Below are 24,359 nucleotides of genomic sequence, written 5' to 3' on the forward strand. Positions count from 1 at the left end.
ACCAACTCAGGAACAACAGGAACTAATATCAGCTATCATGAAAAATTAGCTTGGGTGTCCCATCGCACAAAACAGGACAAAGGGTCAGGTTCAGAGAAACTGTCGATCTGGTTTGCAAAATTCTGCCGGTTTCGATGATTTATGTGAGTCATTATGAGGAGGATATTCCGCAATGCGTAGATAAAACTTTTAGATTAAAAGGAGGAAAAGCGGCTTTTTGATCCTCAGAGGAGGTCGCTTGCTTCTGTTGGAATTGAAACAGTCTCTATAAAAGTCCCATCATCTTCTAATCTGATTCCTGTCAGGCAGACACCCCCATAAGCCCCAGTGTCAATGTTCCAGGAATTTGATTCCTTGCTGTATTTGGGGACTCCGTCCCAATTTGGTGTATGCCCGATTACCTGAAGTTTCCCCGTGTTGATCAAAGGCTTTCTGTTCCATAAAAGCCCATTGGTGTTTTTTTGGTCATAGGGATTTCCAATTCCTGAAAACCCTGCATGTGTTACCTGCACAGAGTCGTTTTCCCATATCAAAGGAAGGTCTGTCAACCAAGTCGAGTAGTTGTCCGGATCTATGTGGGATTCTTCAAACTGGCGGAGGGTTTTGTTTCCCCCATTCGACAGCCACACTCCCAACCTGTCTTCCCCTTTCATGTAGTCAATCATCAGCTGCTCGTGGTTGCCTCTCAAAAAATGGGCTTCTTTTCTAAAGTTCATCTGTAGTTCAAAAGCCAGATGGATAACCGAGGGTGATAATGACCCTCTGTCTACCAGATCGCCCAACTGGATCAGGGTTTCAGATTTCGGATCCCAATGGTCCAAAAGATTCAAAAAGGTATTGAGGCATCCGTGTACGTCACCAACAACAAATATTCCCATAAATATTAAAAGTTTGAAAATTAAAGATTTTGTGGAATTGTAAAAAAACCTATAAATGATTCTATTATTTTCTTGTAATGGTCAATAAATTTAACTATAATCACTTCATAATCAATTTTATATAAATAAAACATTCTAGTCGCAAGAGAGTTCTCATTTTAAACAAGTTATATTTCCTCATAGCCATTTACCCTTTGTTCGTTAAACGATTTTAAATCTTTGAAAGGTTATTAATTATGAAAAAATCAGCTCTATTTCTTTTTTCCCTTGCTGTTGCATTTTCTGCCTGCATGAGCCAAAAAGATTACATCGCAGAATATGATTTTAATTATGCGGGTAATTTTAAAAGATACAAAACTTTCGGTTTTGTCAACAACCCATTTCCCGATACGACTACCCATCATTTGGCTATAGAAAGGACAATAACCAATAGATTGGGTTCACAGGGATTTAAATTACAGCCCGAGAAGCCCGATATTTTGATCAATTACAAAGTATTTACCGACGCAGTGAAATACCGGGGATATGAACAACCAAATTTCGATTATTGGGTGCAGAGAAGAAGTGTGGAAGTAGAGTTGACCGAACAGCAGGAAAAAGAAAACCGGGAGAAAGATGAAAATTACAATCAGGTAAAATTCACAGAGAACAGTGGTATGTTAGTAATCTTTGTGATCGACAACAAAAGGGGAAACACCATTTGGCAAGGATATACTCCTGCGAGTTTTGATTTTTATTCCCCTGAAGTCAACACCGAACTCACCAAGGCCACCTATCGGGTAATGGATCAATTTAAGATTTTGACAAGAAATTAATTACGATCAGTCAAGCTTGCCCTCTGCTTCAATTTTCCCCAAGAAGTGGAGGGCAGCTGTTTTTTGGGCAGATTCAAAATTTTGGAAGGCACAGATGACTTTACCAAATTTTTGAAAATCACCGATTTCATTCAGTGAAAGGGGAGACCCGAACAGATAGAGTTGACAATTTTTATTTTCAATACAGATCATAAGCTTCTTGATCATTTCGATGTCCATCCCAAAATGATTCACAGGCTTGGCCGAGGGTACAAAAACTGCGATCAGTAAGTTGTCAAAATCCTTTAATTTTTCCCAGCTAGGGTCGGTGGTAGTTGAAGTCAAGCCTATTGATTGAGACGAAGCGACTTTATCCAATTCTGAAAAGAAAACATTTTCTTTCTCATGAAACAAGGAGACTTTGGCAAACTTGGCATCTGATAAATCAAGGGAGGTTTGCGGGTTTTGGTTGGAAATTTCAGTGATATAATGGCGTGGAAGCTTGTCATTGAAAGTAATATGACCTAACCAGTCGAATCCATTTTCTTTCGGAATATAATCAGAATTGATCCCGAGTTTTTCTTTAAGTAGGATCACTTTTCCAAAACTCTCCAATATCTTTTCTTCTGTTCCATTTTTCAAAATCATTTCAATTCCTTGCTCCACATTTTCAGAAAAACAGAGCAAATCATTTCCTGCAAAGAATGCTTCCCACTCCAACTGTCCCGGTTCGGGAAAAAGGTCAGAGACACTTTTCATATTCAATGCATCGGAAACCACGATTCCTTTGAAACCCATTTCCCCTTTTAATAAATCAGTAATGATTTCTTTGGAAATGGATGCAGGAATGGTTTTTCCGTTGGAAAGCGCCGGTGCAGCCAAGTGCCCCACCATGATCATTTCGATACCCGCTTTGATCCCCTTTGCAAAAGGATAAAGTTCTTCAGAAATCAATTCTTCTTTTGTTTTATTAATCACAGGAAGTCCAAGATGGGAATCAGTGTCTGTATCTCCATGTCCAGGAAAATGCTTGTAACAGGCCCCAATTCCGGCTTTCTCCAAACCTCGATACATGGCCAAAGCAAATCTGCTTACCTTTTCTTTGTTGGGTCCAAATGACCTATATCCGATCACAGGATTTTTGGGATTGGTGTTGATGTCTGCAACCGGGGCAAAATTCAGGTGAATTCCGGTCTGCTTGAGGTCTTTTCCCATCCGGTAACCTGTTTCAAAAACCAAATCCTCATGTTCAAGCGAAAGTGCTCCCAAGGTAATTGCGTAAGGATATTGGGGCGTATTTTCTATCCTCATCGCCAAACCAAACTCCGCATCAATACTCATTAAAAGTGGTTGTTTGGAAATGGATTGGTACCGGACGATCAATGCCCGAAGTTTTTCAAGGGTATTTTCATAGGTTAGCTTTTCCTGTCTTTTCTCAAAATTGGCTGCGGCACTGTGGCGGCTATGGAAAAAAGTAAGGCCACCTATATGTTGGTTTTTGATCAATGACTCGATTTTCAAATAATTTTCTTCCGTATCGTGGATAAATGCCGCCGGCGAAAAAAGCTGACCAATTTTTTCTTTTAAAGTCATTTTTGAGAAAATTTTTGATTCATTATTAAATCCATTTTAAAGACTTCTCTCTGCGTTCGAAGTGACAAGGAGAAATTTTTTCTTCAATTGGGCTTTTTTACTAAGAGTTGCTCACCCCTTCATCCTTCAACCTTTATCCTTCATCCTTTAAAAAGACTTCCCTCTGCGTTCGAAGTGACAAGGAGAAATTTCTTCTTCAATTGGGCTTTTTTACCAAGAGTTGCTCACCCCTTCATCCTTCAACCTTTATCCTTTAAAAAGACTTCTCTCTTGGTTCGAAGTGACAAGGAGAAATTTTTTCTTCAATTGGGCTATTTTACTAAGAGTTGCTCACCCCTTCATCCTTTAACCTTTAGCCTTCATCCTTTAAAAGACTTCTCTCTGCGTTCGAAGTGACAAGGAGAAATTTTTTCTTCAATTGGGCTATTTTACTAAGAGTTGCTCACCCTATTCATCCTTCAACCTTTAGCCTTCATCCTTTAAAAAGACTTCTCTCTGCGTTCGAAGTGACAAGGACAAGTTTTTATTATAACCAACTAAATCACCTCTTTCAACCCCTCTATTCCTCTTACCTTTCACCTCTAACCTTTTACCAACCTTCCACCTCACTACTTCGAACTTCCAACTTCATCCTTCGTCCCTTCTTTTTTCTTCCCATATTCCTTCGGAAATTTCACGTACCTGATCATCAGAATTCCCGGGACTGCAGCCGCGACTACCCAAAGGAAGAACCCTTCATACCCCAACCATTCCTGCACAAAACCACTTGCCATCCCCGGTAGCATCATTCCCATTGCCATAAAACCTGTAGCAATGGCATAATGGGAAGTTTTGGAAGGGCCTTCGGAAACATATATCAGGTACATCATAAAAGCCGCAAACCCAAACCCATAACCCAACTGCTCCACGACTACCACTGCGCCTGCCCAAAAGGCGGATTCAGGTTGGAAATAGGCCAAGAGATAATAGAAGAAGTTGGGCACGTTCAATGCCAAAATCATCGGCAACATCCATTTGCCCAAGCCATCTTTGGATATGACGACACCTCCGATGATGCCTCCAAGAGAAAGTGCAATAATCCCAAATGTCCCATATATCAAACCTACATCTGTGGTGCTGAGTCCGAGTCCGCCATCAGGTCTACTGTCCAAAAGGAAAGGAGAGGCCATTTTCACCAATTGTGATTCTCCCAAACGATAGAAAAGAATAAAGGCCAATGCTGCCCAAATTTCTTTTTTCTTAAAAAAGGAGCTAAAGACTTTCCCAAAAGTCAATTGAACCTCTTTGACATACGCGCTGCTCTTTTCGATATTGGGGGTGGTCCAAAGGTTGATCAGCGTCAATATAAACATCAGACCAGCTACCATGACCATGGTCAGAGACCAAGCTTTGGCATTGTCTCCGTATTTGACTTCAAGATATCCAGCTACGATGACAAACAATCCTTGCCCTGTAACCATCGCCACGCGATAGAATGTGCTTCTCAAACCGATGAAAAACGATTGTTGTTCTTCCTTCAAAGCCAAGAGGTAAAACCCATCCGAAGCAATGTCATTGGTCGCAGAGGCAAAAGAAGCCAACCAGAAAAAAGCCAGAGTCAGTACAAAAAACTGATCTGTAGGTACACTGAGGCCAATGCAAAGAAAGGCAAAAGACAATACCAATTGCATTGCCAAAAACCATTTTCGTTTGGTCCCATAAAGGTCCACCAATGGACTCCAAAGTGGTTTGATGACCCAAGGGAGGTAAAGGAAACTGGTGTAAAGTCCAATATCAGAATTGTCCACCCCCAGTTTTTTATACATGATGACAGAAACCGTAATGATCAATACATAGGGAATTCCTTCGGTTAGGTATAGTGGCGGAATCCAATACCATGGATTGTTTTTGATGTTTTTGCTCATGGTTTCTTTCTGATGAGGTTTTGGTAAATGCTGATTTCAGAACCTTCGATGATACTTGCCCCAACAGTATTTTTATAAAAATCAGCAGGTCCCACACCCCCGATGACGGCATAGGCATATCCCATTTCCTTCATGGATTGAAGGCTTTTGACCAAAAGGACTTTTCCTATTCCTTTTCCCCTCATAGCTTCCAGAGTGCCTGTTGGCCCAAAAAAGTTCTTTGCAGTAGATTCAAAACAGGCAAAACCCAAAATCTCATTTCCTTTTTGCGCAATCCAACAGTTTACAGGAAGATAACTAAAGGCTGACTCCACTTCATTTGCCCAGTAAATACCGAAATTTTCAAACACCCATTCCCTGACAAATGATTTTTCAGGAGGTATCGGTTTTCGAAACACGATATTCTCCTTAGCCAAAATGGCTTCATTCTCCGAAATATCCGGGAGTTCCATCAAGCGGACAAGCATGTCTTTCATGGGATTTGGGTTTTTGGGTTAGCCTGAATTTCGAAAACCTGTGGGTTTGATTCTTTGCCAAAACGGTCCAAGAAACTGATGGCCACGAATTTTTGGTTGATTGAATTCAAAACCGGAAGTAACATCCTGTTGCTTTCATCCAGATAGATCCTTTGGGCGGAAACATTCTCTTTGCGTTTTTGCAGATCAGGGAGGGTCGGCGCGGTGTAGATCAATGCAAACCGAAAATCAGGCTGTATACCCCGCTCAAACTGAAAAGCAAATCCGTCGCCATGTGGGATCAGAACGGGAGTTTGGCCTGTAGGATTGCCATTGGGATTTGGAAGTACATCAGGAGGCAATGCCGTGAAGTGGTAATGGTTTTTGTGAAGCAAATCGGCGACATCCTTATTTTTTACATACATCGATTTGGCGCTGAAGTAAGCGTTGCCGGATATGTTTGGAGTGATCTTGGACAGTCCCACCTGATTAGAGATTTCCATAGGGTTTTCCCAGGCTTTGTCCGCATTGTCCCGGATTTTGTAGGGGCCATTTCCGATATAAATTTTGGTGTTGTAGTGGTTTTTTGACCACCAGTTTACCAATTCCCTGTGTGAAGCAAGGTTATAATCCATGCTCCAGTACAATTGGGGAATGAGGTAGTCAATCCATCCGTTTTTCATCCATGTCAGGACATCGGCAAAAAGATCGTCGAAGTTGGTCTGTCCGGCTCTGGTTTTGGATCCTGATGGGTCTTTGTCGATGTTTCTCCAGACACCGAAAGGACTGATTCCGAATTGAACCCAAGGCTTTTCTGTTTTGATGGTTTCATTTACTTCTTTGACCAAAAGATTGACATTTTCTCTTCGCCAATCATCGAGTTTTTGTCCTGGTTTTCCATACTTTTTGAAGGAAGCGGCATCGTTAAAGACTTCCTTTTCCACTTTGTAAGGATAAAAATAGTCATCAAAGTGGATGGCATCAATATTGTAATTTTGGACTACTTCTTTGATGATTTCTACCAGATGAGCCCTTACTTCGGGCAAGCCGGGATTGTAATAATACTTGATGGCATATTTGATCATCCAATTGGGATGCTTGACAAAATCATGGTTTGGGCTGAGGTCTTTGGTTTCCATGGTCATGGTAGCCCGGTAAGGATTAAACCATGCATGGAATTCCAATCCCCGTTTGTGCGATTCCAATATCATCCAAGAAAGAGGATCTTCCATGGTGTTTGGCTTTTGGCCTTGTTTGCCTGTCAGGTATTTGGACCAAGGGGAATATTTGGATGGATAAAATGCATCGCCGGCTGCCCGAACCTGCACAATCACCGCATTGAAATTGAGTGATTTGTAATAATCCAGAAGCTTGATAAAATCCTCTTTTTGCTTGGAATATAGGTCTGTTGAAGAAGTTGGCCAGTCAATATTGGCGACTGTCGCGATCCAAACTCCTCTGAATTCCCTTGGACTCGGTCCCAATTCAATTTCCAAAGGTTTGTAAAAAGAAGGAGGACTTGGTGTAGTAACGGTTTTGGGAGGATAGTTGCTGTTGCCGTCAGGTTTAGCAGTTACAGGGACTTGCGGACTTGTTTTCGTTCTGGAAGTAGGGATCGGTGTCACTGTCTTGCAGGACTGTATTCCCATGACTATGGCAAGAAGGAAGGCTAAATGAAATATTCGGGATTTATTCAATTTGAAAGGAGGCTTCATGTTTGGTCAAGGATTGCTTTTGAAATTCAGATCTGCTAGTTTTTTTCTTAGCTTTTTCATGAATTTTGGACCTGGATCCTGTTTTTGGGTCAGGTAGTTGGGGTCAGTTTCTTTCCAAATGGGTGTTCCCTGAAAGGCATAATATTCGTGGTGTCCGATGACATAGGTCAGCTTGTATTTTCTGTTGAGGTACCTGATCAATGCTGCATTGGCCTTGACCTGCGCTTTGGTCAGTGGCGCATCCGGGCCCCCGATATTCTCGATACCTATTGCAGTATAGTTGAGTCCAATGGTATGTCTTGCAAAGGTCGTGTCAGGAAGTAACCTGAAGATAGTTCCGTCCCTGTCAACCAAAAAATGCGCCGAAACATTGAGGTTGCTCGCGGCAGTCAGTTCGGGTCGGCCACCAAGATAAACCGGATTGAAAACATCAAAAGTCGATTCCAAGGAATTGATTGCAGTCCAATGCACTACGACCATGGTCGGAACAATTGTCGCGGTTTCCTTTTCAATCCCGTGTCTGTTTTTCAGGTATTCTATAGAGAGCTTTTCTCTTTCTTCGTCAAAAATAATGGGCTTGTCAAAGATCCGAAAAGTCTGCGCTTGGACTGCTGATATCAAAGAAGTAATTAAAATGACCGATAAATAGACCAAAAGACTTTTTTTATTCATGGTTGTTGCTGTAGGGGTGTTTATTCTCAATTTTTACTCAAAATAAAGGAATTTATTGGTAGGTATATTCCAATCATCAAAACTTTGGACAATACAACGATATTCCAAAAACAAAAAGCCCCAGCCTATAAGGCTGAGGACTTGCATACGTAGGAAAAAATCTTAACCTACCGAAATGGCCTTTTTGGGTTTGGCACTTTCAATAACCTTCTTGGGGAGGACTACATTTAAAATGCCGTTGTCATATTTGGCATCAATTTTTTCGTCCATCACATTCTCAGGAAGACTGAATGAACGCCTGATACTAGAGTAGGAGAATTCTTTTTTACGGTAATTTTCTTTTTTCTCCTCTTTCTTCTCTTCTTTTTCGGCGCTGATGTTCAGCATTCCGTCTACTACTTCGACTTTAAAATCTTTTTTGTCAAAGCCCGGTGCAGAAAGTTCAAGTTTGAACTCTTTGTCATTTTCAATCACATTGGTGGAAGGAATTTCCACGCCTTTTTCAGGAAGCCAGAATTTTTCATCTAAATCAAATGGGTTTTCTGTTCCAAAGAAATCCTGGACCAATTTTGGCCAAGCGCTTCCGTTTTGCTTAGTTAGTAATCCCATGGCTATAAGAATTTAGGGTAAATTGGATTTATTTAACAGTACCAAATTAATATTGTTCCAATTAAAACCACATGACAATAGTCACATTACCAACTGATTGTGATCAAAAAATGCAATTCAAGAAAGCTTTCTTACAATATATTCAATACATTTTGAAGCCAATCTTGCTGTGCTGTTGTCTTTATCAAAAATCGGATTGAGTTCGACAATATCCATGCTGATTAGCTTACCTGTTTTGGCCAAATAATCGAATATCCTGAAAGCCAACTCAGGTGAAAATCCCAAAGGAGAAGGCGCACTCACCCCAGGCGCATAGGCTGATGAAAAACCATCAAGGTCAATACTGAGGTATATTTTATTGACCTTTAGACAAAAATCATCTAAAGTTTGTGCAATGGTTTCCCAATTTGCCAATGTGAATTCCTCCATTTCCATCCATCGGACTTTATGTTTTAAGGCAGTTTCAAAAAGGACTTTTGGATTGGATGATTGTTGGATACCAAGGCATAGGTAATGGAATTGGCTTTGGTAACCATTGGCCAACTGAAAAAATGGTGACCCTGAATGTCCTTTGCCGCTGTTCATTTCCCTTAGGTCAAAATGTGCGTCCAGATTGATGATGCCTAATTTTTCTCCTTTGGGAATCAAATACTCCATTATCCCGCGACCATGGGCAAAAGCAAGGTCGTGTCCGCCACCCAATAAAACAGGGAAATAGTGGTTTTGGAGTAATTCGGTGACGGTTTTGGAGATAAGAGAGTGGCTGGATTCCATGTCTTCACCTTCTGTGATAACATTCCCCAAATCATAAATCCCAACTTCCTCAGGCAGGTGAAAGGCCATCGGGCCCATCATTTTTCTGATAGATTCCGGACCTTTGGCTGCACCCGTTCTTCCCTGATTTCTACGTATGCCTTCATCTCCTGCATATCCTAGGATTGCAATCCCTTTTCCATTTGCAGGTTGATCGATGTGCAGATTATCCATACAGGTCACAGTCTGATGCCAATATTGTAAGGAATCTGACGGACGGCCTGTCCAGATATGCGGCGGGGTAGGATGGTGAAGAAGAGTCATTTTTAAGGATTGATACCGGTTTTCTTTTAAAGTTTTACCAAAAAAATCGGTTATGATTTGGCAAGATAAAGGTTGAATTCCAAGGCATTGCCGGCTACAAATTCATCCACGGCGAGGTCTTCCATGATTTCATCATCAAACTCCATTTCGGTTTTTTCCACTTTTCCGTCAGGATGGATAATCAGTTCAGTCCCAGTCCAATCCTCAGGATTGACCTTGACCAATACCTGGTAATCATCAAAGACTCTTTTGAAATATTTGGGCATTTTGCTCATAGCTTAATTTTTATATTCAAAATTACCGATAATTTTTATTCAATTATTTTTTGTTAAGTAAAATGCATTTTTAACTTTGTCCCACTGAAAAAAATGAAAACAACTCAAAACACATATTGGTGGTGGCATTGGACTTCTAAAATAGAAGAACCAGTTGTTGTTGCCTAAATTTTGTGTTTCTATAACATATCGAAAGGGCTTACTGGTTTTTCCAGTGAGCCCTTTTTTTATTTCTTAAACCTATTGTCATGGAAAACTTTAAAATCATTACCCATCATAAAAAGCGCTTGGCTGATACCATCACGCCGGTGAGCATTTACCTTCAGATCAGGGACAGGTTTGCCAATCCCATTTTGTTGGAGAGTTCTGATTACCATGGGCAGGAGGACAGTTTTTCCTATATCTGTTTCAATCCGATCGCGTCATTTTCTTTCAATGCCGGTCTGGTAAAGGAAACACTTCCTTTTGGCGAATCGAAATCTTATGACGTTGGACCAGAATTGAATCTTGTTGATGCGTTGCGAAAGTTCTCTGGTAGATTTCAGGATGACAACGGGAAGTATAAATTCATCAGCAATGGCCTTTTTGGATATATGCAATATGATACTTTGGCTTATTTTGAAGATATCAAGCTGGGCAATTCTTCTCCGGATTCGGTTCCGATGCTGCATTATGCGGTTTACCAAAATGTGATTGTGGTCGACCATTTTAAAAATGAAATGCATCTTTTTGAACATCAGGTGGAGGGAATCGAAACAGAAGTGCAGCTTCCGCTTTTGGAGACTTTGCTCAACAATAAAAACCTTCCATCTTATTCTTTCAAATTGGTAGGAGAGGAGTCTTCCAACTATACCGATTCGGAATTTTTGGATATCCTCAAAAAGGGACAGGAGCATTGCTTCCGTGGCGATGTGTTCCAGATAGTGCTTTCGAGGAACTTTTCCACCCAATTCAAAGGGGATGAGTTCAATGTCTACCGCGCACTCCGCTCCGTCAATCCTTCGCCTTATCTCTTCTATTTTGACTATGGATCCTATAAGGTTTTTGGGAGTTCACCCGAGGCGCAGATTGTGGTAAAAAACAACAAAGCCACGATTTATCCTATTGCCGGGACTTTCAAACGAACAGGGAATGACATGGCTGACGCAGACTTGGCAAGGAAACTCTATGACGATCCTAAGGAGAACTCCGAACATGTCATGTTGGTGGACCTTGCGAGAAATGACCTCAGCCGGTCCTCCGAAAAAGTGGAAGTGGAGGTTTTCAAAGAAATCCAATATTATTCCCACGTCATACATTTGGTGTCCAAAGTGACCGGTATCCTTCCCGAAGGCACCAACCCACTGCAATTGGTGGCCGATACATTTCCTGCTGGTACGCTGTCAGGCGCTCCCAAGTACCGGGCGATGGAACTCATAGATCAGCTGGAAAATACTTCACGAAAATTCTATGGAGGCGCTATCGGATTCCTGGGATTCAACGGAGACTTCAACCATGCCATTTTGATCCGTTCATTTGTCTCCCAAAACAACAGACTGCGGTTCCAAGCCGGTGCCGGAGTCGTAGCCAAATCTTTTATCCAATCAGAATTGCAGGAGGTAACCAATAAACTGGAAGCTTTAAGAGTAGCCCTGAAAGCAGCAGAAGGGATTTAAAAAATTTAAAAGTTGCAAGGTTCAAAAGTTTTAAAGTTGGTTTGATGTTCAATTAAAGAAGATATCGTAATGGCAAAGATTGATTCATTTGAAGACTTGAATGTGTGGAAAGAAGCAGTAAGGATAGCTGTCGAAATCTATCGAATAGCTGACATTGCGCCTATAAAAAATGATTACAAATCTAGAGATCAGCTTATCGGTGCCGCTATTTCTATTTCAAATAACATTGCCGAAGGTTTTGAATACAATAACAACAAGGTATTTGTGAAATTTCTACATTATTCAAAAGGTTCAGCAGGGGAGGTTAGAAGCCAACTTGCCGTATTAGTAAAAGCCGGAAGAGTAAACCAAGAGGAATATTTAAAACTTAAATCAGAATTAATTGTCCTATCAAGTCAAATCAAATCCTTCATCAACTATTTGGTTTCGCTTGAAAAAAAACCAAACCTTAAAACATGAACCCTATAGTCATTAAGGGCCAACCTTTTAACCTTCCAACTTTAAAACTTTCCCAATGCGCATCCTCGTCCTCGATAATTACGATTCATTTACATATAACCTGGTGTACATCATCAGAGCTTTGGGCTATGGTCCACAGATGGATATTTTCCGGAATGATAAAATCAGCCTTGAAGAAGTCTCCAATTATGATAAAATACTCCTTTCACCCGGCCCGGGAGTTCCGGCTGAAGCTGGGATTATGCCCGAATTGCTGAAAAAATATTCCCCTACCAAGGATATCCTCGGCATCTGTCTTGGGCATCAGGCGATCGGTGAGGCATTTGGCGGGACTTTGATCAACCTTTCAGAGGTGGTTCACGGACTTGCTTCTGAAGTGAAAGTCGCCGACGATCTGATCTTCAAAGGCCTTCCCGAAAAATTCAAAATCGGCCGATACCATTCTTGGGTGATCAATGAACAGACAATCTCCTCTGATTTGGAAATCACCGCCAGAACACCCGATGGACAAATCATGGGGGTGAGGCACAAAGAATTCAAAGTCCGCGGTCTTCAGTTCCATCCTGAATCTGTATTGACAGAACATGGCGTAGAGATGATGAAAAATTGGCTGGAAAGCTAGGGGAGGTGGGAAGGTTGGAAGTAGGGAAGTAGGAAGTAAGGAGGTATGGAAGTATGGAGGTCGGGAAGTTTGGAAGTCGGGAGGTAGGAAGTCGAGAGGTAGGAAGTCGAGAGGTAGGAAGTAGGGAAGGAGTACCAAGTATGAAGTGTCCAAAAATTAGACCCGGCCATAACCATTAACCATTAACCTGATAACTTTGACAACCTGACAACAACTAAAACAACTACAACCATTACAACAACTACAACCGCTTCACCAAATAACCTATTAACCATTAACCAACCTCCATGAAAGACATACTCAACCACCTGATAGAACACCGGAGCCTTTCGAAAGACCAGGCAAAGGAAGTTTTGAAAAAAATCACTTCAGGTTCATACAACTCCAGTCAGATAGCGGCTTTCCTGACCGTGTACCTGATGAGAAGCATCACCGTAGAGGAATTGGGTGGATTTAGAGAAGCGATGTTGGAGTTGTGCATTCCGGTGGAGATATCCGAATACGATGCCATGGACCTTTGCGGTACAGGCGGTGACGGAAAGGATACTTTCAATATCTCTACCCTTGCCTCCTTTATCGTAGCAGGTGCAGGACAAAATGTAGCCAAACACGGAAACACCGGAGTGTCCTCGATCTGTGGTTCTTCAAACCTTTTGGCGCACTTTGGATATGAGTTTACAAATGACATCGGCAAGATCAGAAAGAGCCTCGATGAAGCAGGAATCTGTTTTTTGCATGCGCCGCTTTTCCACCCTGCAATGAAAAATGTCGGTCCAATCAGAAAAGAATTGGGTGTAAAGACATTTTTCAATATGTTGGGTCCGATGGTCAATCCAAGTTTTCCTAAAAAACAATTGGTAGGGGTTTTCAGTCTTGAGTTGGCGAGGCTTTATGCCTACCTCTATCAGGAGCACGATGGCAACTTCAGTATTTTACATGCCTTGGACGGATATGATGAAATTTCTCTCACAGGGGATTTCAAGATGATTTCCAATTCGGGTGAAAAACTCCTCAGTCCGGAGAGCATTGGCTTGCCCAAAATATCTCCCGATTCCATTTTAGGGGGAGAAACCGTCGAAGAGTCCGCCAGAATATTTGACAATATATTGAAAGGAAAAGGTACAGTTCCACAAAATTCTGTTGTCCTTGCCAATGCTGCTGCGGCGCTGGTAACGGCAGATCCTGAATTGGGATTTGAATCTGCCCTGGAAAAAGCCAAAGACTCCCTTTATGGAGGAAATGCCCTGAAAGTTTTCAATGCTTTGGTCAATCCAAAAACAACTGTTTCATTTTCAAACTGATCATGATGAATATTTTAGATAAAATTATTGCCCACAAAAAATTAGAAGTTGCAGAGAAAAGCAGCTTGGTACCTGTTAAGTTGCTTGAACAAAGTGTCTACTTTGACAGCAGTGTCGTGTCGATGAAAAAGTATATCAAACACGAAGACAAAACAGGCATCATCGCAGAATTCAAAAGGAAATCCCCTTCCAAAGGAGCCATCAATACCAATGCCTCGGTGGAGACTGTCAGTATTGGTTACATGCAGGCAGGAGCTTCTGCATTGTCCATTTTGACTGACAAAGAGTTTTTTGGTGGAAAAAATGAGGACCTGACTACTGCTAGAAAATTTAATTTCTGTCCCATCCTTCGAAAGGATTTTATCATCGATGAATACCAGATCATCGAAGCCAAATCCATCGGAGCAGATTGTATTTTGTTGATAGCGGCCGCATTGGAACCAAAAAAACTTAAAGAATTGGCAGTTTTTGCGCATTCTTTGGGGTTGGAAGTGTTGATGGAAGTACATGATGGCGATGAATTGGAATCTTCACTCAACGAGCATTTGGATCTGATCGGAGTCAACAATAGGAGCCTGAAGACTTTCGAAGTTTCTTTGGAAACTTCCTTTGGACTTGTGGATAGGATTCCTAAAGATTTTATCAAAATCTCAGAATCGGGCATTTCCCAGCCCGAGACCTTGATATCGCTGAAAAATGCGGGATTTGATGGATTTCTTATTGGGGAAAATTTCATGAAATCCGCGCGTCCTGAGCAGGCGGCTTATAACTTTATGACGGAATACAGAAGGTTATTGGTAGAAAATCAAGCAATTTCTCAATAAAATGAAGCTAAAAGTCTGTGGCATGCGAGAATCCGCCAACGTCAGAAATCTGTTGGGCCAAGTCCAACCGGATTGGATGGGGCTGATTTTCTATCCGGCTTCGCCAAGGTTTGTGGACGATATCCAATCTGATTGGATCAGAGACACAGACATCAGGAAAGTAGGCGTATTTGTTGATGCCTCTCTTTCAAATATTGCAGACAAGGTCCAAAAGTTTGGACTTTCCACTGTACAGCTTCACGGAGATGAAAGTGTCGAGGAAGTAAGAGAAATCAAGGAAAAAACCGGTCTGGAAGTTTTCAAGGTATTCTCCATCGACAAAAACATCGATTGGAAGCATTTGGAGGGTTATCTTCCACACGTGGATTATTTCCTCTTCGATACTTTCACCCATGCCTACGGTGGTAGTGGCAAAACCTTTAATTGGCAAATTCTATTAGATTATCCTTTTGACAAACCCTTTTTGCTTAGCGGTGGTTTAACCTTAGGACACTTGGATGCCATCAGGGATCTGAAGTCCAAAGTTCCCCAATTGACAGGCTTGGATATCAACTCCAAATTTGAAATTGAACCCGGACTCAAGGACATTGACTTAGTCTCTGAATTCAAAAAGTCATTTACAAAAACCCTATTTAAATAAGGTTTAAAAAACCAAAATAACGAAGTCTCAAATCTCAAATCTCACGTCTCATATCTATCTATAAAAATGATCAAAATCGACGAAAAAGGCTTTTATGGAAAATTCGGCGGGGCGTATATTCCCGAGATGCTCCATCCCAATATTGAGGAACTCAGAGAAAACTATGAGCAAATTATTGCCACTCCGGAATTTCAAAAGGAATTCAGAGGTTTGCTCAAAGACTTTGTCGGAAGACCGACTCCATTGTATTTTGCCTCCAGGCTCTCCGAAAAGTATGGTGCCAAAATTTATCTCAAAAGAGAAGATCTTTGCCACACCGGTGCACATAAAGTGAACAATACTGTGGGTCAAATTATCATGGCCAAAAAACTCGGAAAGAAGCGCATCATTGCAGAAACCGGTGCCGGACAACATGGTGTGGCTACCGCTACAGTCTGTGCGTTGATGGGGATGGACTGTACGATCTATATGGGTGCAGTGGATATCCAAAGACAGCGGCCCAATGTCGAGCGTATGAAAATCCTTGGTGCTAAGGTTGTTCCTGCGACTTCCGGCAGCCAAACCCTCAAGGACGCCACCAATGAAGCGATGCGTCAATGGATCAACAATCCTGTCGATACACATTATATTATCGGTTCGGTGGTAGGTCCACATCCATACCCTGAGATGGTGGCAAGGTTTCAGTCAGTGATTTCAGAAGAAATCAAATGGCAATTGAAAGAAAAAGAGGGAACCGAAAATCCTGATATTGTCATCGCCTGTGTAGGTGGTGGGAGCAATGCTGCAGGAGCATTTTTCCATTATTATAATGTTCCCCAAGTAAGGTTGGTGGCTGCAGAAGCTGCAGGCTTGGGAGTGACTTCAGGAAAATCCGCAGCTACGACTGTTTTGGGAACATCAGGAATCCTGCACGGCAGCAAGACTTTGTTGATGCAGACAGAAGATGGACAGGTGGTAGAGCCACATTCCATTTCTGCGGGCTTGGATTACCCCGGAATCGGACCTGTACATGCGCACCTTTTTGATATCGGAAGGGCCGAATTCGTAGCCGTGGAGGATGAGGATGCCATGAAGGCCGGAATCGAACTCAGCCGTACCGAAGGAATCATTCCCGCTATAGAAACTGCACATGCGATCCATGCTTTGAACCTCATAGAATACAGCAAAGATGATATCATCGTCATCAACCTATCAGGAAGAGGAGACAAGGATTTGGATACTTATATCAAGTGGGGAGGTTATTAGGAAGGAAGAAGGGGGAAGTAAGAAGTATGAAGTTCGGAAGACGAATAGTCATAAGTTCTTCATCCCTCATCCCTCATCCTTCCTCCTTTTCAAGTCTCATGTCTCAAATCTCACGTCTCACGTCTTAACTATGAATCGGATAGATAATTTATTTCAAACCAAAAAAGAGCGAGTGCTCTCTATATATTTTACTGCAGGTTTTCCAAAACTCAAGGATACACTTCCTATCATGCAAGCCATTGAGTCGGCCGGTGCTGACATTATCGAAGTGGGAGTTCCCTATTCCGATCCGATTGCCGATGGCCCTACCATTCAGGACAGTAATCAGATTGCCTTGGACAATGGCATGAGTCTGAAAAAGCTTTTTGAGCAATTGCAGGACATGCGCCAAACTGTTTCTTTGCCGGTGGTCTTGATGGGCTATCTGAACCCCATCATCCAATACGGGATGGAAGCTTTTTGTAAAAAATGTCAGGAAATTGGCGTGGATGGACTGATTCTCCCTGATCTGCCTATGCAGCAATACTTGGATGAATTCAAGGAGGTTTTTGACAAGTATGACCTTCGCAACACATTTTTGATTTCTCCGCAAACAAGTGAAAAGAGAATCCGGGAAATTGATACCCATTCCAATGGGTTCATTTATATGGTTTCTGCGCATAGTATCACTGGTGCAAGGACAGGGATTTCCGAGGAGCAGATTGCTTATTTTCAAAGAGTGGAGGCCATGAACCTTAAGAATCCGAGATTGATCGGGTTTGGGATTTCCGATTCAGAAACTTTCACCACCGCTTCCAAATATGGAAACGGAGCCATCATTGGCAGTGCTTTTATCAAAAAAATCAAAGAAAGTCAGAACTTGAAATCCGACATTGAATCTTACATACAGTCCGTAATCCATTGAAATTATGATTGTCCAGTTAAAAGAAGAAATTACCGATTTGCAAAAAGACAAACTGATCAACGAGATCAGTCAGATCGGCTACAAGATCACCGAAGTCAAAACCCAATTGGGAGATTATCTGATCGGGATCGGTAAGAATGATTTTGACATCCGCAAAATCGGTCAGCAGGAAGGTATCAAAGACATTCATATCGTTTCGGATGAATACAAATTGGTCTCCAAAAAGTGGAAAGTCAAACCGACTTCGATTGACCTTGGCGATGGCATATTCATCAAAGATGGCGATATGGCGATCATGGCCGGACCTTGTTCCATTGAGTCGGAGGACCAAATCGTCAAAATCATCAACCACCTCAAGGCCACCGGCATCACCATGATGCGTGGCGGTGTCTTCAAACCACGTTCAAGTCCTTATGCCTTTCGGGGACTGGGAATTGACGGCTTGAAATTATGGTATGGTTTGGCCAAAGAAGCCGGAATCAAAATCGTCACCGAAGTCATGCAGGTTTCACAGATCGAGGAAATGTACCCTTATGTGGATGTGTATCAGGTAGGGGCGAGAAATACCCAAAATTTCAATCTCTTGGATGAATTGGGGAAAGTGGACAAAGCCGTAATGATCAAAAGGGGGATTTCAGGTACCATTGAGGAATTGCTTCAATCTGCAGAGTATGTTTTTTCGGGAGGAAATGAAAAGCTGATTCTCTGCGAAAGAGGAATCCGTACCTACGAAAGGGCAAGCCGGAATACCTTGGACCTGAATGCAGTTCCGATTTTGAAAGCTAAATCTCATCTTCCGGTGATCGTGGATCCTTCGCACGGGATTGGGATCAGGGAATATGTACCCCAAATGGCACTTGCGGGTGTGATGGCAGGAGCAGACGGGATCATCTATGAAACCCATGAGATTCCTGAAAAAGCCTATTCAGATGGCCAACAGACTTTGGATTTTGCACAAAGTGCCTTGTTGGCAGATTGGATCAGGAAGACTTTTGCTATGCGGAAATCCTTTACCTTAATTTGATTGGTAATAATTTTCGATTTTGGGTAAGGTTACAGGTTTTGTTAATTTTGAAAAATTGGAATCAAATAGACGGATCTTTGAATGGGAGAATTGAAATTTTGAATTCAAAAAAACGCTTCCTTCATGACTCAAACAGAGGTTTTGAATCTCATAAAGACGGGCAGTCGACTGTGGACTATGGACTATTGACATAATGCCTCTGAACCACAATCAGGTTAAGAATTAAAATATACAACCCAAATATAGAATAATGAATAAACCCAAAGACTGGGTCTTTTCAGACCCGAGATTGCAAAAGTTGGAGCAGGATTATGCTGCTTACAGAAAGGAGGATTATGAAGTATGGCGGATTCTTTTCGAAAGACAGATCGTCAACCTTCCCAAAGCGGCTTCGATAGCCTATTTGGAAGGAATCAAAGAAATCAACTTCACTGCAGACAAAATTGCGGATTTTGAAGACGTCAACAGAAGATTGGCCAACACCACAGGCTGGCAAATCCAAGTGGTTCCGGGTTTGATTGACGATGACCTTTTCTTCGGCCTGATGAACAACAGAAGATTTTGTTCGTCCACATGGCTGAGAAAAATGGAACAGCTCGATTACCTCGAAGAGCCTGATATGTTTCATGATTCCTTTGCCCACATGCCGATGTTGACCAACCAACCTTATGTGGATTTTCTTGAAAATCTTAGTGGATTGGCACTGAAGCATATCGATAACAAATGGGCGATCGAATTGCTTTCGAGAATCTATTGGTTTACAATAGAGTTTGGATTGATCCGAGAGGAAGGCCAAATCAAAATCTATGGTGCAGGAATATTGAGTTCTGCAGGCGAAACCAAATACAGCCTTTCGGATGTACCCGCCCACTATGAGTATGATGTCAAAAGGATTTTGAACACCCCTTATTGGAAAGACAAATTCCAGGACAAATACTTTATCATTGAAAGCTATGAGCAGTTGTTCGAATCATTGCCTGAGATTGAAGAAGTCTTAGAGGAAATGGTGGCTGAGGAAGCGGGAAAATAAGGATGAAGGCGGAAGGATGAGGGTTGGTAAAAGGTAAGTGGTGAAAGGTAAGAGGAATGGAGAGGTTGGGTGTATAGATTTGGCTGGTTACAGGAAAAAATTATCCTTGTTACTTCGAGTGTTTAAAATGGCGAATGGTTTTCCCGTCATCCTGAAGGAGGTACTGCCTGTCCCGTTTTTACGGGAACTGAAGGATCTGTTTATATTAGGAGAGACTCTTCGCTTCACTCAGAGTGACGGCTCCGACAATTTCTTCATCGGTAACGTAGAGAAAAGTCTTTTGCATTTTTACCTCAAGAATATAAATCTGTTAAATTAAAATTTAGGCTCAGTTTAGGGATGTCTCACATCTCAAATCTCCTGTCTCAAATCTAAAATATGAAAGTAGCAGTCATCAAGTACAATGCCGGTAATGTGCAGTCCGTCCTTTATGCTTTGGAGCGGTTAGGGGCGGAGGCAGTGCTTACCGATAATTTGGAAGAAATAGCCAAAGCTGACAAAGTCATTTTCCCCGGACAGGGAGAGGCGAGTACCGCCATGCGCTACCTGAAGGAAAAGCAGTTAGACAAACTTATCCCAAAACTTACCCAACCATTCTTTGGCGTTTGTCTTGGCCAACAGCTGCTTTGTGACTATTCAGAAGAGAATGACACAACTTGTTTGGGTGTATTTCCTGTCAAAGTCAAAAAGTTTATACCCGAAAGCTATGTAGACTTTAAAGTTCCTCATGTGGGTTGGAACAATCTTTTTGATTTGAAAACCCCATTGTTGGAGGGACTGAGTGACGAATCCTTTGTCTATTATGTCCACAGCTATTACTGCGAATTGAGCGATTTTACCATTGCCAAAACCCACTATGTGCTTGATTTTGCGGGATTGATGCACAAGGATAATTTCTACGCCATGCAAGCCCACCCCGAGAAAAGCGGTAAAGTAGGGGAAAGGATATTGGAGAATTTCTTGAGGATTTGAAAATTGAAAAATTGTAAGATTTGAAAATTGAAAAATTGAACACACTCATACCCTTTACCTTTTACTTCCAACTTCCATACTTTCTACTTCCCAACTTCCCAACTTCCTAACTTCCCACTTCCCGACTTCCCAACTTCCCCCTTCCCCATGAAAATCATCCCAGCCATAGACATCATCGGAGGCAAGTGCGTCCGGTTAACTCAAGGAGATTACAGCCAAAAAAAAGAATACCATGATAGTCCTTTGGAGATGGCAAAGCGTTTTGAGGGAGTCGGAATAGAACGTCTTCATTTGGTTGATTTGGATGGAGCGAAAGCAAAAAAAATCGTCAACCTTGAAGTCTTGAAAAGTATTGCCGAAGGAACTTCCCTGAAAGTGGATTTCGGTGGGGGTATCCAATCCGATTTTGATATCAATCTGGCATTTGAATCCGGTGCACATCAGGTCACAGGTGGAAGCATAGCTGTCAAAAATCCTACTTTGTTCGAATCCTGGATAGCAAACTTTGGTGGAGAAAAAATCATTTTGGGAGCAGATGCCAAAGACCGAAAAATAGCAATCTCAGGTTGGGAGGAAACCACAGCGATGGACCTGATCGAGTTTATCAAATCTTACCACGCCAAAGGAATCCAATATGTAATCTGCACTGACGTGGCAAAAGACGGATTATTACAGGGTCCCTCAGTGGAATTGTATCAGGATATTTTGGCTGAAATTCCAAGTATTAAATTGATTGCAAGCGGGGGAGTGGCAGGATTAAGGGATTTGGAAGAACTTCAGAAAATTGGGGTTTACGGGGCGATTGTAGGAAAGGCATATTATGAAGGGAGGATTTCTTTGGAAGAGTTGGGAATTTTAGCAAATAAATAGTGGTTGTTTTTGATTTTTTTTCTCAAATTAGGTTTAAAGTTATTGACCAATTTTTAAAAAAAATATCTTTGCCCTTCTAAACTCCAAAACAAAAACTATGAAAAACAGACTTACGATTTTAGTGTTTGTTCTCTCTTTACACTTCGCTTTTGGCCAAACTGACACGAGTTTTCATGCAAAAGGAATTGAGGGATGTTATACAGATTATTATATTGCCTTCACCGAAAGAGGCGCCAATCCCGTAACAGACGGCCAACATGATGTGGTCATATCGGTTATCCACCAAGGAAAAAGTGAATGTTATTTCGGAAAAGCTACTGTAAAAGATGGCAAATTCGTCAACCCTGTCACTATTCAAAAAGACGATATGTCTTTCGTTCCTCTAAATACAATGTTTAAAAGCCTTGATCAAAACTGGCTAGAAGAACAAGATATGTCTACAATCAATGACATTAACGATGGAATGACCAATGTCTTTTTGACCAAAGATAAATATGAGTTGAGGATGTTTTTTTACACTTTTGTACATCCAAAACCAAGGGCAAACAGGAAAGCGCCTCCTGCTGATGTATTGCTGAAAAAATAAATTTGGGAGTCTCACAAACCAAAAATTCCCTGCCTCAAAAAATAGGATTGAGAGGCAGGGAATTTTTGTTTTTAGTTCTTTTCTATTTTTTCATAAGAAGCCAACACGCCCCGCACCATGGCTGCAGAAAAACCCTGATGCTCCATTTCATTGAGTCCGACGATGGTACAGCCTTTTGGAGTTGTGACTTTGTCGATGGCTTCTTCGGGATGGATGTTTTTTTGGATCATCAATTCCGCTGCACCTTTTACTGTTTGGTTTACGATTTTGCTTGCAGTCTTGGCATCAAATCCAATTTGGATTCCCCCTTGAATCATCGCCCTCATAAATCTCAGTACATAAGCAATTCCGCAGGCACCAAGGACAGTAGCCGCTTCCATCAGACTTTCATCAATGGTGATACTGAACCCGACACTGTTGAATAAATCCTTCACTTGTGTTTCAGTCGATTCGGTGATATTCCTTCCGCAGATGCAGGTTACGGATTCACGGATATCGGCAGCGATATTGGGCATGGCCCTAAATGCAGTCGTCTTCGGGTCTATTTCCTGAAATATTTCATCCAAAGTGATACCTGTCGCGACGGATACGATAATCTGTTTTTTGGGGTCGAGTGCCGGTTTGATTTCTTTCAAAATAGCCGAGACATTATATGGTTTCACGCCAAGAATAACGATGTCCGATTCCTTGGCAGCTATCAAATTGTCCGAATGAACCCGTACACCTTTGTCTTGGAGATAAAGGAGATTGGCAGGATTTCTTTTGGTGACGTGGAGATTTTGTGGCAAAAAATCATCCTGTTCCAGCAAGCCGTTGGCGATGGAGGTCCCGAGATTTCCGCAACCTAAGATTGCGATTCTGATATCTTTCAGCATGTGGTGTTTTCGGTGTTTTAGGTTTGAGCCTCAAAGGTAACTAGGAATACGTGTTTTTTTGGTGTTTTCCTTTCAATTAAAACAGACGATCGGCAAATAGCCTACTTGATTTTTTTTTGTTTAAATAATTTCATTTAAAAATATTTATCAAATTTGTTTGACTATATGTAAAACAAACCTTACATTTGGTAAAAATATCTTTACAATTATGAAAAATGATGATTTAATGTATGTGCCGATGTTGGAAAGGAAGTGGAGGCCTTTGTCGTTTCTGTTTTTTCCATTGCCGGTGGTTATCGTGATTGTCTTGGCTTTATTGCAAGTGGGATTGAGTCCTGACAATGCAGCCGAAATTATCTATGGAAGTTGGGCGGTGGGTTTTACGCTGTTGAACCTTAGCAAAGAAAAAATAGAGGATGAGATGGTCAAGACCTTTCGGTTGCAGGCATTTCAGACCGGATTTTTTTGGTTGATGTGTGGCTTGGTCGCTATCATGGTGGTCAATTACCTTCGGTTTGGAGAATTCAGACAGGAGATATTTTCCGCACCCCTGGTATTGTTTCTACTCAATGCCTATGTATTTGCCGCCTTCGAATATCAAAAATGGAGATCAAATCAATAAAATGTAAATCAAAACTATATGCTGACTAAATTACTTTTGCCTTATCGTTTAAAATTTATCGGTTTGGCGCTTTTACTTCCAATGACGCTTTTGCTCATTCTTTCGGGTGTTTATGAATATGAATTATCATGGTTGACCTGGGATGGTTTCAGAAAAACAGGTGATTTGTTTTATGGTTCAGATGAAAATTTTACCTACGAGTTTGCGTATATAGGGACATTTTTGTCTATGTTTTTGATTGCTTTTTCAAAAGAGAAAATTGAAGATGAATACATTCAAAAACTCAGACTTGACAGTCTTCTGTTGGCTTTTTATTTGTATTCCTTGATTTCCATTTTGGGGACATTGGTCTTTTACAGTTTTGATTATTTGCTGTTTATGGGTTACAATACATTTTCTCTGCAGCTGGTGTTTATCATCAGGTTCAGATGGGTGATGTATAGACAACAGAAAACCCTTACTTTGATTTAAACTTGGCAATATGAAAAACACAGTCAAAGTAGAACGTGCCAAGAAAGACATGACCCAACAGGACCTTGCGGATAAGATCGGAGTCTCCCGGCAGACGATCAATTCTATAGAAGCGGGGAAATATGTCCCCTCAACTGTCCTTGCGCTCAAAATTGGCCGGGTATTCCAGACGCCTTTGGAATTGATTTTTGAATTGGAGGAAGGGGATTGAGGATCAGTTCACAGTTAGAAGTCTGCAGCGTGCGGAAAATAGCATAGGAACTTTTCTCCTTATGTATTAGTGTTTC

General features: G+C 41.5%; 28 protein-coding genes. 17 read left to right on the top strand and 11 right to left on the bottom strand.

Going from position 1 to position 24,359, the window contains the following annotated elements; all coding sequences use genetic code 11:
- Positions 1 to 224: 224 nt before the first annotated feature.
- Positions 225 to 878 carry a metallophosphoesterase family protein gene (locus tag MMU05_RS09235; RefSeq protein WP_241141395.1) on the bottom strand — a complete coding sequence of 218 codons (654 nt, stop codon included), beginning with the start codon at positions 876 to 878 and terminating at the stop codon, positions 225 to 227.
- A gap of 236 nt (positions 879 to 1,114) precedes the next feature.
- Here MMU05_RS09235 and MMU05_RS09240 point away from each other — a divergent pair, with 236 nt between their 5' ends.
- A complete protein-coding gene (locus MMU05_RS09240) occupies positions 1,115 to 1,693 on the top strand; it encodes a DUF4136 domain-containing protein (protein ID WP_241141396.1) in 579 nt (192 codons plus the stop codon).
- A 6-nt stretch (positions 1,694 to 1,699) separates the two neighbouring features.
- Here the strand turns inward: MMU05_RS09240 and MMU05_RS09245 are convergent, their stop codons facing one another.
- The 8 genes from MMU05_RS09245 to MMU05_RS09280 form a co-directional block, all read right to left on the bottom strand.
- A complete protein-coding gene (locus MMU05_RS09245; RefSeq protein ID WP_241141397.1) occupies positions 1,700 to 3,265 on the bottom strand; it encodes a glycoside hydrolase family 3 protein in 1,566 nt (521 codons plus the stop codon).
- Between the two features lie 608 nt (positions 3,266 to 3,873).
- Entirely contained in the window at positions 3,874 to 5,169 is a 1,296-nt protein-coding gene (locus MMU05_RS09250) for an AmpG family muropeptide MFS transporter (RefSeq protein WP_241141398.1), read from the bottom strand.
- Positions 5,166 to 5,645 (bottom strand): GNAT family N-acetyltransferase, encoded by a 480-nt coding sequence (locus MMU05_RS09255; protein ID WP_241141399.1) that lies wholly within the window; start codon positions 5,643 to 5,645, stop codon positions 5,166 to 5,168. Before MMU05_RS09255 ends, MMU05_RS09250 begins: the two co-directional genes overlap by 4 nt.
- The gene (locus tag MMU05_RS09260) at positions 5,642 to 7,339 is read right to left on the bottom strand and encodes a glycoside hydrolase family 10-like protein (protein WP_241141400.1); all 1,698 of its coding nucleotides are present in this window, start codon (positions 7,337 to 7,339) and stop codon (positions 5,642 to 5,644) included. The genes MMU05_RS09255 and MMU05_RS09260 overlap by 4 nt, the downstream gene beginning before the upstream one ends.
- 6 nt (positions 7,340 to 7,345) lie before the next feature.
- Complete coding sequence (locus tag MMU05_RS09265) at positions 7,346 to 8,011, bottom strand: N-acetylmuramoyl-L-alanine amidase (protein WP_241141401.1); 666 nt, start codon at positions 8,009 to 8,011, stop codon at positions 7,346 to 7,348.
- 162 nt (positions 8,012 to 8,173) lie between these two features.
- Entirely contained in the window at positions 8,174 to 8,620 is a 447-nt protein-coding gene (locus MMU05_RS09270; protein ID WP_241141402.1) for an Hsp20/alpha crystallin family protein, read from the bottom strand.
- Between the two features lie 117 nt (positions 8,621 to 8,737).
- On the bottom strand, positions 8,738 to 9,697 hold the full coding sequence (gene hutG, locus MMU05_RS09275) for a formimidoylglutamase (protein WP_241141403.1): 960 nt from the start codon (positions 9,695 to 9,697) through the stop codon (positions 8,738 to 8,740).
- A 50-nt stretch (positions 9,698 to 9,747) separates the two neighbouring features.
- A complete protein-coding gene (locus tag MMU05_RS09280; protein WP_241141404.1) occupies positions 9,748 to 9,972 on the bottom strand; it encodes a hypothetical protein in 225 nt (74 codons plus the stop codon).
- A 248-nt stretch (positions 9,973 to 10,220) separates the two neighbouring features.
- Here MMU05_RS09280 and MMU05_RS09285 point away from each other — a divergent pair, with 248 nt between their 5' ends.
- From MMU05_RS09285 to MMU05_RS09295, 3 genes are all read left to right on the top strand, one after another.
- On the top strand, positions 10,221 to 11,627 hold the full coding sequence (locus MMU05_RS09285; RefSeq protein ID WP_241141405.1) for an anthranilate synthase component I family protein: 1,407 nt from the start codon (positions 10,221 to 10,223) through the stop codon (positions 11,625 to 11,627).
- A gap of 69 nt (positions 11,628 to 11,696) precedes the next feature.
- The gene (locus MMU05_RS09290) at positions 11,697 to 12,086 is read left to right on the top strand and encodes a four helix bundle protein (RefSeq protein ID WP_241141406.1); all 390 of its coding nucleotides are present in this window, start codon (positions 11,697 to 11,699) and stop codon (positions 12,084 to 12,086) included.
- A gap of 55 nt (positions 12,087 to 12,141) precedes the next feature.
- The gene (locus MMU05_RS09295) at positions 12,142 to 12,708 is read left to right on the top strand and encodes an anthranilate synthase component II (RefSeq protein ID WP_241141407.1); all 567 of its coding nucleotides are present in this window, start codon (positions 12,142 to 12,144) and stop codon (positions 12,706 to 12,708) included.
- Here the strand turns inward: MMU05_RS09295 and MMU05_RS09300 are convergent.
- Complete coding sequence (locus MMU05_RS09300) at positions 12,705 to 12,878, bottom strand: hypothetical protein (RefSeq protein WP_241141408.1); 174 nt, start codon at positions 12,876 to 12,878, stop codon at positions 12,705 to 12,707. The two genes, MMU05_RS09295 and MMU05_RS09300, sit on opposite strands and share 4 nt — an antisense overlap.
- A 117-nt stretch (positions 12,879 to 12,995) precedes the next feature.
- Between MMU05_RS09300 and trpD the strand changes: the two genes are divergently transcribed.
- The 10 genes from trpD (at position 12,996) to MMU05_RS09350 (ending at position 22,104) form a co-directional block, all read left to right on the top strand.
- Complete coding sequence (trpD, locus tag MMU05_RS09305; RefSeq protein ID WP_241126667.1) at positions 12,996 to 14,009, top strand: anthranilate phosphoribosyltransferase; 1,014 nt, start codon at positions 12,996 to 12,998, stop codon at positions 14,007 to 14,009.
- Positions 14,010 to 14,014: 5 nt separating this feature from the next.
- Positions 14,015 to 14,833 (top strand): indole-3-glycerol phosphate synthase TrpC, encoded by an 819-nt coding sequence (gene trpC / locus MMU05_RS09310; RefSeq protein ID WP_241141578.1) that lies wholly within the window; start codon positions 14,015 to 14,017, stop codon positions 14,831 to 14,833.
- A 1-nt stretch (position 14,834) separates the two neighbouring features.
- Positions 14,835 to 15,473, top strand: a complete 639-nt coding sequence (locus MMU05_RS09315; protein WP_241141409.1) for a phosphoribosylanthranilate isomerase — start codon at positions 14,835 to 14,837, stop codon at positions 15,471 to 15,473.
- Positions 15,474 to 15,539: 66 nt separating this feature from the next.
- The gene (gene trpB / locus MMU05_RS09320; protein ID WP_241141410.1) at positions 15,540 to 16,718 is read left to right on the top strand and encodes a tryptophan synthase subunit beta; all 1,179 of its coding nucleotides are present in this window, start codon (positions 15,540 to 15,542) and stop codon (positions 16,716 to 16,718) included.
- A 130-nt stretch (positions 16,719 to 16,848) separates the two neighbouring features.
- A complete protein-coding gene (gene trpA / locus MMU05_RS09325) occupies positions 16,849 to 17,622 on the top strand; it encodes a tryptophan synthase subunit alpha (protein WP_241141411.1) in 774 nt (257 codons plus the stop codon).
- 4 nt (positions 17,623 to 17,626) lie between these two features.
- Entirely contained in the window at positions 17,627 to 18,646 is a 1,020-nt protein-coding gene (gene aroF, locus MMU05_RS09330) for a 3-deoxy-7-phosphoheptulonate synthase (protein WP_241141412.1), read from the top strand.
- A 250-nt stretch (positions 18,647 to 18,896) separates the two neighbouring features.
- A complete protein-coding gene (locus MMU05_RS09335; RefSeq protein ID WP_262917656.1) occupies positions 18,897 to 19,676 on the top strand; it encodes a phenylalanine 4-monooxygenase in 780 nt (259 codons plus the stop codon).
- A gap of 378 nt (positions 19,677 to 20,054) precedes the next feature.
- Positions 20,055 to 20,648: an imidazole glycerol phosphate synthase subunit HisH gene (gene hisH / locus MMU05_RS09340; RefSeq protein ID WP_241141413.1), complete on the top strand. Its 594-nt coding sequence runs from the start codon at positions 20,055 to 20,057 to the stop codon at positions 20,646 to 20,648.
- Positions 20,649 to 20,795: 147 nt separating this feature from the next.
- Positions 20,796 to 21,518: a 1-(5-phosphoribosyl)-5-[(5-phosphoribosylamino)methylideneamino]imidazole-4-carboxamide isomerase gene (gene hisA, locus MMU05_RS09345; RefSeq protein WP_241141414.1), complete on the top strand. Its 723-nt coding sequence runs from the start codon at positions 20,796 to 20,798 to the stop codon at positions 21,516 to 21,518.
- Between the two features lie 97 nt (positions 21,519 to 21,615).
- Positions 21,616 to 22,104 carry a hypothetical protein gene (locus tag MMU05_RS09350; protein ID WP_241141415.1) on the top strand — a complete coding sequence of 163 codons (489 nt, stop codon included), beginning with the start codon at positions 21,616 to 21,618 and terminating at the stop codon, positions 22,102 to 22,104.
- A gap of 71 nt (positions 22,105 to 22,175) precedes the next feature.
- Here MMU05_RS09350 and proC read toward each other — a convergent pair whose 3' ends face one another.
- Positions 22,176 to 22,979, bottom strand: coding sequence for a pyrroline-5-carboxylate reductase (gene proC, locus MMU05_RS09355; protein ID WP_241141416.1), 804 nt, complete (start codon positions 22,977 to 22,979; stop codon positions 22,176 to 22,178).
- 208 nt (positions 22,980 to 23,187) lie between these two features.
- Here proC and MMU05_RS09360 point away from each other — a divergent pair, with 208 nt between their 5' ends.
- From MMU05_RS09360 to MMU05_RS09370, 3 genes are read left to right on the top strand one after another with little or no spacing between them, the layout of a single operon-like run.
- Entirely contained in the window at positions 23,188 to 23,601 is a 414-nt protein-coding gene (locus tag MMU05_RS09360; RefSeq protein ID WP_241141417.1) for a hypothetical protein, read from the top strand.
- Positions 23,602 to 23,619: 18 nt separating this feature from the next.
- Positions 23,620 to 24,072: a hypothetical protein gene (locus tag MMU05_RS09365; RefSeq protein ID WP_241141418.1), complete on the top strand. Its 453-nt coding sequence runs from the start codon at positions 23,620 to 23,622 to the stop codon at positions 24,070 to 24,072.
- A 10-nt stretch (positions 24,073 to 24,082) separates the two neighbouring features.
- A complete protein-coding gene (locus MMU05_RS09370) occupies positions 24,083 to 24,283 on the top strand; it encodes a helix-turn-helix transcriptional regulator (protein WP_113924503.1) in 201 nt (66 codons plus the stop codon).
- Positions 24,284 to 24,359 lie beyond the last annotated feature (76 nt).

The sequence above is a fragment of the Cognataquiflexum rubidum genome (assembly GCF_022538115.1).
GTDB classification, from domain to species: domain Bacteria; phylum Bacteroidota; class Bacteroidia; order Cytophagales; family Cyclobacteriaceae; genus Cognataquiflexum; species Cognataquiflexum rubidum.

Coding starts and splice junctions, on each gene's coding strand:
- aroF (WP_241141412.1), top strand. CDS start 17,627: ATGATTGTCCAGTTAAAAGAAGAAATTACCGATTTGCAAAAAGACAAA.
- MMU05_RS09350 (WP_241141415.1), top strand. CDS start 21,616: ATGAAAAACAGACTTACGATTTTAGTGTTTGTTCTCTCTTTACACTTC.
- MMU05_RS09365 (WP_241141418.1), top strand. CDS start 23,620: ATGCTGACTAAATTACTTTTGCCTTATCGTTTAAAATTTATCGGTTTG.
- MMU05_RS09260 (WP_241141400.1), bottom strand. CDS start 7,339: ATGAAGCCTCCTTTCAAATTGAATAAATCCCGAATATTTCATTTAGCC.
- MMU05_RS09315 (WP_241141409.1), top strand. CDS start 14,835: ATGAAGCTAAAAGTCTGTGGCATGCGAGAATCCGCCAACGTCAGAAAT.
- hisH (WP_241141413.1), top strand. CDS start 20,055: ATGAAAGTAGCAGTCATCAAGTACAATGCCGGTAATGTGCAGTCCGTC.
- MMU05_RS09295 (WP_241141407.1), top strand. CDS start 12,142: ATGCGCATCCTCGTCCTCGATAATTACGATTCATTTACATATAACCTG.
- MMU05_RS09240 (WP_241141396.1), top strand. CDS start 1,115: ATGAAAAAATCAGCTCTATTTCTTTTTTCCCTTGCTGTTGCATTTTCT.
- trpA (WP_241141411.1), top strand. CDS start 16,849: ATGAATCGGATAGATAATTTATTTCAAACCAAAAAAGAGCGAGTGCTC.
- MMU05_RS09290 (WP_241141406.1), top strand. CDS start 11,697: ATGGCAAAGATTGATTCATTTGAAGACTTGAATGTGTGGAAAGAAGCA.
- MMU05_RS09270 (WP_241141402.1), bottom strand. CDS start 8,620: ATGGGATTACTAACTAAGCAAAACGGAAGCGCTTGGCCAAAATTGGTC.
- MMU05_RS09335 (WP_262917656.1), top strand. CDS start 18,897: ATGAATAAACCCAAAGACTGGGTCTTTTCAGACCCGAGATTGCAAAAG.
- proC (WP_241141416.1), bottom strand. CDS start 22,979: ATGCTGAAAGATATCAGAATCGCAATCTTAGGTTGCGGAAATCTCGGG.
- MMU05_RS09235 (WP_241141395.1), bottom strand. CDS start 878: ATGGGAATATTTGTTGTTGGTGACGTACACGGATGCCTCAATACCTTT.
- trpC (WP_241141578.1), top strand. CDS start 14,015: ATGAATATTTTAGATAAAATTATTGCCCACAAAAAATTAGAAGTTGCA.
- MMU05_RS09250 (WP_241141398.1), bottom strand. CDS start 5,169: ATGAGCAAAAACATCAAAAACAATCCATGGTATTGGATTCCGCCACTA.
- MMU05_RS09245 (WP_241141397.1), bottom strand. CDS start 3,265: ATGACTTTAAAAGAAAAAATTGGTCAGCTTTTTTCGCCGGCGGCATTT.
- MMU05_RS09360 (WP_241141417.1), top strand. CDS start 23,188: ATGAAAAATGATGATTTAATGTATGTGCCGATGTTGGAAAGGAAGTGG.
- hisA (WP_241141414.1), top strand. CDS start 20,796: ATGAAAATCATCCCAGCCATAGACATCATCGGAGGCAAGTGCGTCCGG.
- trpD (WP_241126667.1), top strand. CDS start 12,996: ATGAAAGACATACTCAACCACCTGATAGAACACCGGAGCCTTTCGAAA.
- MMU05_RS09300 (WP_241141408.1), bottom strand. CDS start 12,878: ATGGCCGGGTCTAATTTTTGGACACTTCATACTTGGTACTCCTTCCCT.
- MMU05_RS09370 (WP_113924503.1), top strand. CDS start 24,083: ATGAAAAACACAGTCAAAGTAGAACGTGCCAAGAAAGACATGACCCAA.
- MMU05_RS09255 (WP_241141399.1), bottom strand. CDS start 5,645: ATGAAAGACATGCTTGTCCGCTTGATGGAACTCCCGGATATTTCGGAG.
- MMU05_RS09285 (WP_241141405.1), top strand. CDS start 10,221: ATGGAAAACTTTAAAATCATTACCCATCATAAAAAGCGCTTGGCTGAT.
- hutG (WP_241141403.1), bottom strand. CDS start 9,697: ATGACTCTTCTTCACCATCCTACCCCGCCGCATATCTGGACAGGCCGT.
- trpB (WP_241141410.1), top strand. CDS start 15,540: ATGATCAAAATCGACGAAAAAGGCTTTTATGGAAAATTCGGCGGGGCG.
- MMU05_RS09280 (WP_241141404.1), bottom strand. CDS start 9,972: ATGAGCAAAATGCCCAAATATTTCAAAAGAGTCTTTGATGATTACCAG.
- MMU05_RS09265 (WP_241141401.1), bottom strand. CDS start 8,011: ATGAATAAAAAAAGTCTTTTGGTCTATTTATCGGTCATTTTAATTACT.